Genomic DNA, 12,807 nt, shown 5'->3' on the forward strand with positions numbered 1-12,807 from the left:
CAGAGTGATTGCCGGATGGCGGCGTAAACGCCTTATCCGGCCTACTCGCGTAACACATTACAAGACTTTGTGCGGACCGAAGCATTCGTAATGAATGTTCTCGTTTTTCACGCCCAGACCGACCAGCTGCTTCGCGGCGAACTGCATGAAACCAACCGGACCGCACAGATAAAACTGCATAGCCGGATCGCTGATTGCGCTTTCCAGTTTGTTCAAATCCATCAGACCTACGCTATCAAACGCACCTTTCGCACGATCGGCTTCGGTTGGCTCACGATACCAGGTGTGTGCGCTAAAGCGTGGCAGCGTTTTGCCGAGTTCGTTGACTTCATCAGCGAAGGCATGCACGTCACCATTTTCTGCCGCGTGGAACCAGTTAACCTGCGCCGTATGCTTCGCTTTTGCCAGCGTATCCAGCATCGCCAGCATTGGGGTTTGTCCCACGCCCGCGGAGATTAGAGATACCGGGGTGTCGGTCGCGACGTCCATAAAGAAATCGCCCGCAGGTGCGGCCAGGTGAACAACGTCGCCAACATTCGCATGGTTGTGCAGCCAGGTTGAAACCTGACCACCGTCTTCACGCTTAACCGCAATACGGTAGCCTTTGCCATCGGGTTTACGGGTCAGTGAGTACTGACGAATTTCCTGATGCGGGAAACCTTCCGGCTTTAACCAGACGCCCAGATATTGCCCCGGATGATATTCAGCCACTGCGCCACCATCGACAGGTTCAAATTCAAAGCTGGTGATAAGTGCACTGCGTGGGGTTTTTGCCACGATGCGGAAAGGACGGGTACCTTCCCAGCCGCCATTTTTATTGGCATTTTCGCTGTAGATTTGCGCTTCACGGTTGATGAAAACGTTCGCCAGCACGCCGTATGCTTTGCCCCACGCATCCAGAACTTCCTGGCCTGGGCTGAACATTTCGTCCAGCGTTGCCAGTAAATGGCCACCCACGATGTTGTACTGCTCGGGTTTAATCTGGAAGCTGGTATGCTTCTGTGCGATTTTCTCAACAGCCGGCAACAGTGCCGCCAGGTTTTCGATATTGCTGGCATACGCGGCAATAGCATTAAACAGCGCTTCACGCTGATCGCCATTACGCTGATTACTCATGTTGAAGATTTCTTTCAGCTCTGGGTTATGCGTAAACATGCGGTCGTAGAAATGGGCGGTCAGCTTCGGGCCTGTTTCAACCAGCAGGGGAATGGTGGCTTTCACTGTAGCGATGGTTTGTGCGTCAAGCATACGGTCTTCCTTTATCTGAGACTTTAATGATGTATGTCAAATGCATCTTATAAAAAATACCCCTGCATTGTAAATGGTTCTTTGTAACTTTGCGTTGTAAAGGTTACATCGTGAAAAATCTGCATCACAAACCTGAAAAGAAATCCGTTGAAATTCAGCAGACCTTTGTTCTCCAAAGCCTTGCGTACCATGAAGGTAATCGTTTGCGTAAAATCCTTTGTCAAGACCTGTTATCGAAGAATGATTCGGTTATACTGTTCGCCGTTGTCCTACGGACCGCCTTTTAAGGCCGAAAATTTTATTGTTAGCTGAGTCAGGAGATGCGGATGTTAAAGCGTGAAATGAACATTGCCGATTATGATGCCGAACTGTGGCAGGCTATGGAGCAGGAAAAAGTACGTCAGGAAGAGCACATCGAACTGATCGCCTCCGAAAACTACACCAGCCCGCGTGTTATGCAGGCGCAGGGTTCTCAGCTGACCAACAAATATGCTGAAGGTTATCCGGGCAAGCGCTACTACGGCGGTTGCGAGTACGTTGATATCGTTGAGCAACTGGCTATCGATCGCGCAAAAGAGCTGTTTGGCGCTGACTACGCTAACGTACAACCGCACTCCGGCTCTCAGGCTAACTTTGCTGTTTACACCGCTCTGCTGCAACCGGGCGATACCGTTCTGGGTATGAACCTGGCACAAGGCGGCCACCTGACTCACGGCTCCCCGGTTAACTTCTCCGGCAAACTGTACAACATCATCCCTTACGGTATTGATGAGTCCGGTAAAATTGACTACGAAGACATGGCGAAGCAGGCCAAAGAGCACAAACCGAAGATGATCATCGGTGGCTTCTCTGCTTACTCCGGCGTTGTTGACTGGGCAAAAATGCGCGAAATCGCCGACAGCATCGGTGCATATCTGTTCGTCGATATGGCGCACGTTGCGGGTCTGATTGCCGCAGGCGTTTATCCGAACCCGGTTCCACACGCACACGTTGTGACCACCACCACCCACAAAACCCTGGCGGGTCCACGCGGTGGCCTGATCCTGGCGAAAGGCGGTGACGAAGAGCTGTACAAAAAACTGAACTCTGCTGTGTTCCCAAGTGCGCAGGGCGGCCCGCTGATGCACGTGATCGCGGCGAAAGCTGTGGCGCTGAAAGAAGCGATGGAGCCTGAGTTCAAGGTTTATCAACAGCAGGTTGCCAAAAACGCCAAAGCGATGGTGGAAGTGTTCCTGAACCGTGGCTACAAAGTGGTTTCTGGCGGTACTGAAAACCACCTGTTCCTGCTGGATCTGGTTGATAAAAACCTGACCGGTAAAGAAGCTGATGCCGCGCTGGGCCGTGCTAACATCACCGTTAACAAAAACAGCGTACCGAACGATCCGAAGAGCCCGTTTGTGACTTCCGGTATCCGTATCGGTTCTCCGGCTGTGACTCGCCGTGGCTTTAAAGAAGCTGAAGTGAAAGAGCTGGCTGGCTGGATGTGTGACGTTCTGGACAACATCAATGACGAAGCTGTTATCGAGCGCGTCAAAGGTAAAGTGCTGGATATCTGTGCACGTTTCCCGGTTTACGCGTAAGTAATACGGATTGCCAGATGGTGGTGTAAACACCTTATCCGGCCTACAGGTAACTCACATGTAGGCCAGATAAACGAAGTGCCATCCGGCAGTTATATTGACTTAAGCAAGATTGTTTCATCGATTAAAGTCGCCACTGGCGGCTTTTTCTTTGCCTGAATCCATTTTCTCAATAAACGTATTTCTCGGCCCTGATTCAACGTTACTGCGCCGACAATCACGCCATCCTGTAGGTTGAACCATATTGCTTTCTGCGCATCAGGATCGCCGCGTAGGAGCCAGTTCTCACCCTGCATTTCGCCGATAAACTGTAGATTATCACGGTACTGATCGGTCCAGAACCAGCCCGGCGTTGCTGCTGGCTGCGGTTGATTGAGCATCGCGGCGGCGGCAACCTGTGCCTGAAAATTGGCGTTTTCCCAGCTTTCCACGCGTACTAACGAACCGTCAGCCTGGCGCGTTATCGCTACGTCACCGGCGGCGAAAATCGCGGGATCGGAGGTGGTGCAGGCGGCATCAACGATAATGCCGTTCACTGTCTCCAGTCCCGCTTCGCGGGCCAGCATATCGTTCGCCACGATACCGATACCATAGATCACCGCATCGGCGGTGAGAGTTTCGCCGTTTTGCAGCATGAGCGAGAGACACTCTCCCGCTTCGGCATGCTCAATAGCGCTGTTAAGCAGTACCCGCACGCCCGCAAGTTGGTGGCGGGCTAGCAGGTAGTCGCGCACCGGAGCAGGCGCGTTGCGGCCCATGACCGTTGGTGCCAGCTCCACCACTGTCACCTGACAGCCGCGTTGAGTCGCGCTGGCCGCCAGTTCCAGACCAATGGTGCCCGCACCGACAATGACAATCGACTTGCCCGGCAATAAATTGTCGCGCAGGCGCTCGGCATCGCCCGCGTGGCGCAGGGTGAAGCAACGATCGCCCAGCTTATCCAGTTGCGGAAAGGGGCGTGCCGCAGCGCCCGTTGCAATCAGTAGCCGATCCCATGGATAACTCTGCCCATTAGCCAGCACCAACTGATGGGTTTGGCGGCCGAGCGTCTGCACAGTAACCCCCAGATGCAGCTGTACGTTGTGTTCCCGCCACCAGTCAGCGGGGAGTATCGGCTGAAGTTGCGGATTGTCGTCCAGTAGCATTGCTTTGGAGAGCGGTGGGCGTTCATAGGGCAGATGATGCTCATCGGAAAACAGGTGTAATTCGCCGTCAAAACCTTGTTGGCGCAGTGCAGCGGCAGCCATAGCCGCCGCCTGACCGCCGCCGACGATAGCGATAGTTTTTGGGTTCATAACGTCTCCTCAGAGATCCAGTCCGGCGGCGACGTGACGAATACCGCGAATACCCAGACCGGCGTCGGCATTGATCATCACGCCACTTAATGTGCGGTTGTTGCGTTTTGACGCCAGCATTACATACGGGCCGGTAAAATCCGCAGGCTCAGGGAAAAACTGTAGCGGCAAAATAGCGGCGATTTTTTCCGGCGTCAGCGACTGCATAATCGATGTATCGTTTTGTCCCAGCGCCTGCGGGCCGCGTAGATCTGTCGCCATACCGCACGGACCGACACCGTTAACACGTACCTTTGGTGCCAGCTCGTAGGCCAGCTGGCGAATCAGCCCGGTAGCCGCATGTTTGCTGGCGGTATACAGCGGGCCGCCGCCGCCGGGATACCATGACGCATTGGACAGGGTAAAGATGATGCTGCCTTCGCTGGCGATAAGTGCAGGGGCACAGGCTTTCGCGCCCAGCAGATAGCCCAGCACGTTGACGTTAAACAGCTCATGAAAGCCGCTCTCCAGCGCATCCGCAGACGTATTGACCAACGAGGCATTGTGATCCCATATCCCCGCATTTCCGATAAAACAGTCCAGCGTACCGTAATGCGTCAGGATTTGATCTACCGCGCGCTGATAGTCGGCGTAGCAGGTGACGTTGCCTTCGATTGCCAGCACATGTTCGCCAAAGCGCTGACGCAGGCTGGCAACTTTAGCTGGCGACAGCTCCAGCGTGGCGACCCGCGCACCTTCTTCGATGAAACGCTCGACCAGCGCCAGGCCAAGACCGGAGCCGCCGCCGGTGATAAAGACCACGTTATCGCGTAAATCGCTCATCTTGCGTCCTCTGGAATATCAACAAACACATCGCTACCGTCCACATATACCGCGTAGGTGGTTAGCGGATCGGTGGCGGGTAGACACAACGCCTTGCCGGTTTTCAGGCAAAAACTGGCGGCATGCAGCGGGCATTCCACCGTAGCGTCGTCTTCCAGATAGCCTTCCGACATCGAGGCGTTACCGTGGCTACAGCGATCGTTAATGGCATAGAACTCGCCGCCAACGTTGAACAGCGCGATGACGGGCGAGGTATCAAGCCGGAGCGCTTCACCCTCCGGCAAATCCCCTACGGGGCAAGCATAAACACGACTCATCAGAACAGTACACTCAGGTTATGGGAGGTGATCACCGCTTGATCCAGCACGATCTCACGCTCCAGTAAGCGCCACTCATCGCCCGGCAAACGGCGCACTTTGTCTATGCGCATGCCGACGTAAAAGGTTTCATCGCGCTCTTTTTGCGCGCGATACAGCAGATAATTAAGGCGAACGGCAAAGACGTCGGGAACTCCAGTTTCACTGACCTGGCAGTTGCTGATCAGATGCCGGGTACGCGACGGTGGCTCTTCCGCCCAGGCCATGCCGGTTTCCAGCCGCGCGATACGACGTTCGAGCTGGTCTTTGTTGTCGTTGAAAATCCAGGTGGTCGGCGGCTGCACGCCTTTGCGACGATCGCGCGTCTGGGCATTGACCGTCGTACGCATGGTGTAGCGAATGTCTTCATCCAGTTGTGCCAGCCAGTCACGAAACTTCCAGTCATCCAGCAGGCTGGCTTCATGGTAGAGAAACTGTGTAATGCGATGGTGTAGTTCCTGAGAAACTAAGGTGCTCATTTCATCACCTCCTGCTGGTAAGCGGCGGTTTTTTCCTGCACTTCCTGCCAGCTTTCGCTGCTGAGTAAATCGGCCCAGCGCTGATACATGCCGCGCGCGGCGGTTTCCGAAAAGATGTAGTTGGTGATCCCCGGAATGCCGTCTTCACGACGTTTCTCCTGGCCAAGCCCCATTTCCAGACACAACTTGGTGTTGCGTGCGCGATGACCCTTCAACAGTTTTTGAATTTCACACCAGTTTTCCGAGTCGTCCTGCTCCAGGAATCCGGCGGGGCCAAAGGCGCGCGTGGCGCTGTTTTCAAACGCGGCTTTCACTTCATCAGAGGCGGCTTTATCGGTAATACAGAATGCCCATACTTCAACTTGATCCGGCCCGCGCGGATGCCAGACCCTTAAGGTGGCAGTACCGTTGAGCCAGGAAAGCGTTGGGAAAATGTTGTTGTGACCGGCCAGACGCAGGGCGCGAACTTTACCCAGACGCTGCTCGGCTTCCGCGTAGGTGTCGCGGTAATAGCTGGAGACTTCGCCGTCGACCCAGACGTTGGCATCAGGATTTTCGGTAAAGAAAAATCCGCTACCGTGCCCATCCTGACCGAACTGTAGTGCGTCTTTGGCGGTTTCCCACACCGGGCGGGCGGTTTGTCCGTCGCCCAGGCGCTTGTCGCTGCCGTCGTCTTTTGCCCCCAGCACCTGTACGGCTGAGGCATGGCTGAACAGCGCGTGATACTGGTCGCTGGCAAACTGTTCGGCGGGGAATTTCCAGTTACAATCGATGGTCCACTTTTGTACGCCACCGACGATTTCGGTGCCGCCTTCACGACGATCCAGCACACCGTCGAGATACCAGGCGATATCGCCGAGATAATCGCGCAGCGTAGGCGCGGAGGTATCCCAGTTGCCGAAAATCAGTCCCTTGTAGCTCTCTACGCCAGGAACTTCGTTCAGCCCCCAGTGCGATTTGCACAGCCCTTGCGGGTAGGCGCGCGGTTCCAGCGGGACGTCGATCAGCTCGCCGTTAATGCCGTACGACCAGCCGTGATACGGGCAGGTGAAGGCTCGGGTATTGCCGCAGTCGGCGTAGCTGACGCGCATTGCGCGGTGGCGACACTGGTTGAGAAACGCTTTGATGCTGCCGTCTTTCTGGCGAACCACCACAACTGCATCCTCGCCCATGTAGGTGTTAAAAAAATCACCGGGTTTGGGGATTTGGCTTTCGTGGGCGAGAAATAACCAGCAGCGTCCGAAGATGCGCTCCAGCTCCAGTTGGTAAATTTCAGGGTCGGTATAAATTCGTGGGGTTACGCGACCGTTTTGCGTGTCGATCAGTTGGTAGATGTCTAAATTTGAGGGTGTGGTCATATTTTTTAATCCTGAAAGCTAAGATGTATTGACCTTCTTTTTTTGTACCCTAAGGATGTTGCTGGTTAGTTATCAATCTGTGAAATAGTAAATTTCTACCAGTTGAGACATTTTTTCGATAACAAGGAGAAGGGCATGGAACTGAGGCACTTACGCTATTTCGTAGCGGTGGCGCAGGCGCTGAATTTCACCCGAGCGGCAGAGAAGCTGCATACCTCTCAGCCGTCGTTAAGCAGCCAGATCCGCGATCTGGAAACGTGCGTGGGCGTTCCGTTGTTGGTGCGGGATAAACGAAAAGTTGCGCTGACGGCGGCGGGAGAGTGCTTTTTACAAGATGCGCAGGCGATCCTCGAACAGGCGGAAAACGCCAAAGTTCGTGCCCGTAAAACGGTGCAGGAAGATAATCATTTCGCCATCGGTTTTGTCCCTTCCGCAGAGGTAAATCTGCTGCCGAAGGTGCTGCCTTTGTTTCGTTTAAAACAGCCTGATACGCACATTGAGCTGGTGAGTCTGATCACCACCGAACAGGAAGAGAAGATCCTGAGTGGAGAGCTGGATGTGGGCTTAATGCGCCACCCGGTGTACAGCCCGGATCTCGATTATCTGGAGCTGATTCATGAGCCGTTAGTCGTGGTTTTACCGGTGAATCATCCGTTAGCTAATGAGCAAGCAATCTCCGCAGAACAACTACACGGCGTGAATTTTGTCAGCACCGATCCGGCCTACTCTGGCGCGTTAGCGATGATTGTCAAAAACTGGTTTCAGCAGCAAAAAAGCCAGCCCAACATTGTGCAGGTGGCAACCAACATTCTGGTGACCATGAACCTGGTCGGCATGGGGCTGGGGGTGACTTTGATACCCGGTTATATGAATAATTTTAATACCGGACAGGTGGTTTTCCGCCCTATTGTTGGCGATGTTCCGACCATTGCGCTGTTGATGGCGTGGAAAAAAGGGCCAATCAAACCGGCGTTGACCGATTTTATCGCCACGGTACATGAACGTTTAGCGGTGAGCCTGACGGAGTAATGGCTATAACTCGCTAAGCTGTGACTCGACATACAGATAGCCAATGCCCATAAGTTGCTGGGTGCGATTAAGCTTACCGAAGCTTATCTGCGTGGCTCTGGCTCGCGGGTTATCGCCGTGATCGAATGGGTTAAACCCAGTTTGCTGTACCAGCGTATTGAGCCAGCTGTCGCCAAATGCGCAGCTACGCCCATACAACCATATTTGGTTAATATTCAGTATATTCAGAAAGTTATAAAGACTCAGCCCGATGGCGCTGGCGGCATTTTCGGCCCAGGCCTGAATGCGGACATCTCCGTGCTGCCAGGCCGCAATTAGCTGGTCAGTGGTGAGCGTTTCCGGATCGTAAAGGGATGTCGGCTGCGATTTCATCCACACCCGGGCCTGCTTTTTCAATGCGCTTAATGACGCTACGGTTTCCAGACAGCCATAGCGACCACAGTCGCAGGCGACACCATCGGGATGAATGATGGTATGCCCAATCTGACCGCTGCCATACAGGCTACCGCGCCAGATGTTATCGTTAATCACAAACGATGAGCCAATACCGTAATCAACGTTAATCACGCAGAAATCACCGTTTGCCGCCGGGTTTTGCCATTTTTCCGCCAGCGCCAGCATCACGCAGTCATTGTCCAGCCGGACCTGCACGCCGAGCTTCTCCTCCAGCAGATATTTTATTTCCACCGGAGTTTTCCACGGGGCCTGGGGCATGGTTTTTGATGCACCGGTTATCGGATCAACTTGACCATGAACGCCAAGCGCCAGATTAATCGTCACATCGGGAAATTCCCGACGATACTCCCGCCAGTGTGCCGCCAGGGCTGACAGCAGCGCTTTTGGCGATTCGGGGTTGATGACTTCATGCTGCCAGTCGCCTACAGCCACCAGTCGCGCGTCCGCCAGTTGACTGGTGATGCTGGTGGGGGTGACGTTGATGCACAGCGTCCAGGCGCCTTTTTCTGGCAAATGATAGCTGCCGCTGCTCAAACCGCGCTGGCTTAAGGTTTCTCGCGAATGGCTGATTCTCCCTTCATCCATCAGTTCTTCGAGGATATTGCTGACCGCCGGGATCGACAGGCTGGTGAGCTGCGCCAGCTGTGACTTGCTGAGCTGTTTTTCCCGCCACAGGTGAGACAAAAAGATCTGTTTATTCGCCTGACGGACCCTGACGTTGTTGAACCCCGAACGCTGCATTCACTTAACTCCCTTAACTATATTGCGTGAGCATTGCGCATTTTAACGCCACCTAACTGCCGCAGAATAGCATCAAGTTGAATTTTTACTTTTGTTTATTGAGTGGAGAGCGGCATGTACGGTTCAGTTAAAGTCTGGCAGGAAACGATCACCCTCCCAACTTGGGCGGCGGGTGAAGAAGATGCCAACCCAATGTTTCTGGAAAAACGGGTGTATCAGGGATCTTCTGGAGCGGTTTACCCTTACGGCGTGATTGATACGCTGACCGGCAAACGTGAAATGCGCGACTATCAGGCGGTGTGGATGGAGAATGACTTCATTCGCATCATGCTGCTGCCGGAGTTAGGCGGGCGTATTCATCGAGCGTATGACAAAGTGCAGCAGCGCGACTTCGTCTACTACAACGAAGTGGTGAAACCCGCGCTGGTCGGTCTGCTTGGGCCGTGGATCTCCGGCGGTATCGAATTTAACTGGCCGCAACATCATCGCCCGACCACCTTTATGCCGGTGGATTTTACTCAACAGCAGGGTGAGCAGGGTGAATACACCGTGTGGATGGGTGAGGTTGAACCCATGCGCGGTTTACAGGTGATGACCGGATTCACGCTGTATCCGGATCGCGCGTTGATCGAGATAACCGGGAAGGTGTTTAACGGTAACGCTACCCCGCGCCACTTCTTATGGTGGGCGAATCCGGCGGTGAAGGGCGGCGACGATCATCAGAGCGTGTTCCCTCCGGATGTGACGGCGGTATTTGACCACGGTAAGCGCGATGTCTCAGCGTTTCCCATCGCCACCGGCACATACTACAAAGTGGACTATTCGGCCGGTGTGGATATCTCACGCTACAAGAACGTACCCGTACCGACCTCCTATATGGCTGAAAAATCAGATTATGATTTTGTTGGCGCGTGGCATCACGGCGAGCGTGGTGGGTTGCTGCATGTGGCCGATCACCATGTTTCGCCGGGGAAAAAACAGTGGACATGGGGATACGGCGACTTTGGTGTTGCCTGGGATCGTAATCTCACCGATGACAACGGTCCGTATATTGAACTGATGACCGGGGTCTTTACCGATAATCAGCCGGATTTCACCTGGCTTGCGCCGTACGAAGAGAAAGTCTTCGTGCAAAACTTCTTGCCCTACAGCGAACTGGGAATGGTGCAAAACGCCAGCACGCAGTTGGCGCTTCGTCTGGTGCGTGAGCGTAGCCAGCTTTCTGTGGGCGTTTATGCGATTGCGCCGCTACGCGATGTTCAGGTTACGCTTGCTGCGCACGGGCAGCCGTTCTATGAAAATACCCTCACCCTTGAGCCTGGACAGAGCTGGCTGGCCGATGTGTCTGACAATGGCCATGCCCGGGTGACGATGACCGTCACAAGCGTCGATGGCACTACGCTTTTGCAGTACGAAGAGCACATCGCGAAAGAATTACCGCTGCCTTCGGCGGCCGTTGCGCCAGCGCTGCCAGAAGCGCTTTCTAATACCGATGAACTCTATTTTATTGGTCAGCATCTGGAGCAGTACAACCACGCCAGCCGCTATGCCGAAGATTATTATCGCCGCGCGCTGGACGTTGATCCGCTGGACTACCGCAATAATGTGGCCCTGGGGACGCAGGCGCTAAACCGCGCCGACTGGGCGCTGGCGGCACAATGTGCTGGCAAGGCGCTGGAGCGGGCGCATAAGCTCAATAAAAATCCGCGTGATGGTGAGGCAAGTATGCTGCTGGCCGCCGCACAGGAACGTCAGGGCGATGATGACAGCGCGTGGGATAATTATTATAAGGCCAGCTGGAGCGGCAACTGCCGGGATGCGGCTTTCTGGTCGTTAGCGCGTCTGGCGATGAAGCGTCAGGACTACGCTGGCGCATTGGAAAAGGTCGAGCAGAGCCTGCGCTTTAACGGCAGTAATAACCTGGCGATGGGGCTGAAAGCGCTGGCGCTGGCAAAGCTTGATCGCAATGCGCAAGCGCTGGACTACATTCGCCAACAACTGGTTGATTATCCGCTGAGTTACACCCTGCACTATGCGCGCTGGGCTATTTGCCAGGATGAGGCCACTGCACAGGCGCTAATCTCGATTACCGGGCGGCGCGGTACCAACGCGTGTGAACTGGCAGGCTGGCTGACTTCTTTGGGGCAAAAGGATGCTGCCCGTAGCGTGCTGGAACTGCTCGACAGCCAGGAAACGCTGCCGATGCTGTGGCGCGCTTCGCTGAGCGATAATCCACAACCGTTCATTGAACGTGCTCGTGAGTGTCTGCAAAACCGCGTGCGCTTCCCCAATACGCTGGATGAAGTGCAGATGCTGCAAACTCTTGAGCAAAGTGCTTTTGCCCGCTATTTCCTCGGCTGCTTCTGGTACAGCAAACGGCGTTATGCCGAGGCGGTTTCCTGCTGGCAGTTCACGCTTGCGCAGGAAGCGGATTTCGCACCGGTACACCGTTTACTGGGAATCTATGCCTGGAACAAACTGCACGATGCACAGCAGGCGATGCAGTATTTGTCGCAGGCCGTGGCGCTGGAACCACAGAATGCTCGCTTCCTGTTTGAACTCGACTATCTCAAGAAGTTAATGGCACAACCCGCTGAGCAGCGTCTGCAGCGACTGGAAGCCAGTAAAGAGATTGTCTTCCATCGAGACGATCTGACGGTGGAACTGCTCAGCTTGTGGAATGGGGTGGGGCGCTACGACGATGCCGCCGCAGTGTTACGTGAACGCGTGTTCCATCCGTGGGAAGGTGGTGAAGGTAAAGCCACCGGGCAATATCTGCTGAATCAGATGCATCGTGCCCTTGCTGCCGTTCAGTCCGGCGACCTGCAAACCGCCATCGCGCAGCTGCAACAGGCGTTGCACTACCCACAAAACCTCGGGGAGGGGCGTCTGCCTGGGCAAACGGATAATGACATCTGGTATTTGCTGGGGCATTGCGCGCAGCTGCAAGGCCATTTCGAGGAATCCCAGCGCTACTTCTCCCGTGCGACGCGTGGCGGCAGCTCACTGGATGCCGGACGTTATTACAACGACCAGCCAGTGGACTATCTCTTCTGGCAGGGTATGGCGCAGAGAAAACTTGGCGATGACGCAGAGGCGGACGCTTTGTTCAATAGCTTCCTGCAATGGGTTGAGTCGCATCACGACAACGTGCCGGATGTCGATTTCTTCGCCGTCTCGCTACCCGACCTGGTGGTGCTGGATACCTCAGCACAAGCAAAACACCAGCAACACTGCCTGTTTATCAATGCGCTTGGGCATCTGGGGCTGGGAAATAGCGCCGCCTGTCAGCGTGAACTTGATGAACTCCTGCAACTCAATCCGGCACATGACAAGGCATTACTGCTGCGTCACGCCATTAACGTAAGGCTTTTCCAGTAACACCCGAAACGGGTGGGGGTAACCTCACCCGAAACCTACTGTACCCTGCGTTTCCCTGAAAG

At 54.7% G+C, this 12,807-nt stretch carries 10 protein-coding genes; 3 read left to right on the plus strand and 7 right to left on the minus strand.

What is annotated here, in order from left to right:
• Positions 1 to 57: 57 nt before the first annotated feature.
• On the minus strand, positions 58 to 1,248 hold the full coding sequence (hmpA, locus tag JQN59_RS06495; protein ID WP_003037624.1) for an NO-inducible flavohemoprotein: 1,191 nt from the start codon (positions 1,246 to 1,248) through the stop codon (positions 58 to 60).
• A gap of 326 nt (positions 1,249 to 1,574) precedes the next feature.
• Between hmpA and glyA the strand changes: the two genes are divergently transcribed.
• Positions 1,575 to 2,828 carry a serine hydroxymethyltransferase gene (gene glyA, locus JQN59_RS06500; RefSeq protein ID WP_003835277.1) on the plus strand — a complete coding sequence of 418 codons (1,254 nt, stop codon included), beginning with the start codon at positions 1,575 to 1,577 and terminating at the stop codon, positions 2,826 to 2,828.
• Between the two features lie 92 nt (positions 2,829 to 2,920).
• On the opposite strand, the gene hcaD is transcribed toward glyA, so the two are convergent.
• From hcaD to hcaE, 5 genes are read right to left on the minus strand one after another with little or no spacing between them, the layout of a single operon-like run.
• Positions 2,921 to 4,123 (minus strand): phenylpropionate dioxygenase ferredoxin reductase subunit, encoded by a 1,203-nt coding sequence (gene hcaD / locus JQN59_RS06505; protein ID WP_048215768.1) that lies wholly within the window; start codon positions 4,121 to 4,123, stop codon positions 2,921 to 2,923.
• A gap of 9 nt (positions 4,124 to 4,132) precedes the next feature.
• Positions 4,133 to 4,945, minus strand: coding sequence for a 3-phenylpropionate-dihydrodiol/cinnamic acid-dihydrodiol dehydrogenase (gene hcaB, locus JQN59_RS06510; RefSeq protein ID WP_149608312.1), 813 nt, complete (start codon positions 4,943 to 4,945; stop codon positions 4,133 to 4,135).
• Positions 4,942 to 5,262: a 3-phenylpropionate/cinnamic acid dioxygenase ferredoxin subunit gene (hcaC, locus tag JQN59_RS06515; protein WP_003037633.1), complete on the minus strand. Its 321-nt coding sequence runs from the start codon at positions 5,260 to 5,262 to the stop codon at positions 4,942 to 4,944. Before hcaC ends, hcaB begins: the two co-directional genes overlap by 4 nt.
• The gene (gene hcaF, locus JQN59_RS06520; RefSeq protein WP_032944241.1) at positions 5,262 to 5,780 is read right to left on the minus strand and encodes a 3-phenylpropionate/cinnamic acid dioxygenase subunit beta; all 519 of its coding nucleotides are present in this window, start codon (positions 5,778 to 5,780) and stop codon (positions 5,262 to 5,264) included. The genes hcaC and hcaF overlap by 1 nt, the downstream gene beginning before the upstream one ends.
• Positions 5,777 to 7,138 carry a 3-phenylpropionate/cinnamic acid dioxygenase subunit alpha gene (gene hcaE / locus JQN59_RS06525; RefSeq protein WP_118262734.1) on the minus strand — a complete coding sequence of 454 codons (1,362 nt, stop codon included), beginning with the start codon at positions 7,136 to 7,138 and terminating at the stop codon, positions 5,777 to 5,779. The genes hcaF and hcaE overlap by 4 nt, the downstream gene beginning before the upstream one ends.
• A 135-nt stretch (positions 7,139 to 7,273) precedes the next feature.
• Between hcaE and hcaR the strand changes: the two genes are divergently transcribed.
• Positions 7,274 to 8,167 carry a DNA-binding transcriptional regulator HcaR gene (gene hcaR / locus JQN59_RS06530; protein ID WP_103015195.1) on the plus strand — a complete coding sequence of 298 codons (894 nt, stop codon included), beginning with the start codon at positions 7,274 to 7,276 and terminating at the stop codon, positions 8,165 to 8,167.
• A 3-nt stretch (positions 8,168 to 8,170) separates the two neighbouring features.
• Here hcaR and JQN59_RS06535 read toward each other — a convergent pair whose 3' ends face one another.
• Positions 8,171 to 9,364 (minus strand): ROK family transcriptional regulator, encoded by a 1,194-nt coding sequence (locus JQN59_RS06535; protein ID WP_048215773.1) that lies wholly within the window; start codon positions 9,362 to 9,364, stop codon positions 8,171 to 8,173.
• A 114-nt stretch (positions 9,365 to 9,478) separates the two neighbouring features.
• Here JQN59_RS06535 and JQN59_RS06540 point away from each other — a divergent pair, with 114 nt between their 5' ends.
• On the plus strand, positions 9,479 to 12,745 hold the full coding sequence (locus JQN59_RS06540; RefSeq protein WP_149608311.1) for a DUF5107 domain-containing protein: 3,267 nt from the start codon (positions 9,479 to 9,481) through the stop codon (positions 12,743 to 12,745).
• Positions 12,746 to 12,807: the final 62 nt, after the last annotated feature.

The organism is Citrobacter sp. B72, assembly GCF_016894305.1.
Classification (GTDB): Bacteria; Pseudomonadota; Gammaproteobacteria; order Enterobacterales; family Enterobacteriaceae; genus Citrobacter; species Citrobacter portucalensis.

Excerpts from the sequence above, each read along its gene's own strand:
- hcaE (WP_118262734.1), bottom strand. The coding sequence starts at position 7,138 with ATGACCACACCCTCAAATTTAGACATCTACCAACTGATCGACACGCAA.
- glyA (WP_003835277.1), top strand. The coding sequence starts at position 1,575 with ATGTTAAAGCGTGAAATGAACATTGCCGATTATGATGCCGAACTGTGG.
- hcaR (WP_103015195.1), top strand. The coding sequence starts at position 7,274 with ATGGAACTGAGGCACTTACGCTATTTCGTAGCGGTGGCGCAGGCGCTG.
- hcaD (WP_048215768.1), bottom strand. The coding sequence starts at position 4,123 with ATGAACCCAAAAACTATCGCTATCGTCGGCGGCGGTCAGGCGGCGGCT.
- hmpA (WP_003037624.1), bottom strand. The coding sequence starts at position 1,248 with ATGCTTGACGCACAAACCATCGCTACAGTGAAAGCCACCATTCCCCTG.
- hcaB (WP_149608312.1), bottom strand. The coding sequence starts at position 4,945 with ATGAGCGATTTACGCGATAACGTGGTCTTTATCACCGGCGGCGGCTCC.
- JQN59_RS06540 (WP_149608311.1), top strand. The coding sequence starts at position 9,479 with ATGTACGGTTCAGTTAAAGTCTGGCAGGAAACGATCACCCTCCCAACT.
- hcaF (WP_032944241.1), bottom strand. The coding sequence starts at position 5,780 with ATGAGCACCTTAGTTTCTCAGGAACTACACCATCGCATTACACAGTTT.
- JQN59_RS06535 (WP_048215773.1), bottom strand. The coding sequence starts at position 9,364 with ATGCAGCGTTCGGGGTTCAACAACGTCAGGGTCCGTCAGGCGAATAAA.
- hcaC (WP_003037633.1), bottom strand. The coding sequence starts at position 5,262 with ATGAGTCGTGTTTATGCTTGCCCCGTAGGGGATTTGCCGGAGGGTGAA.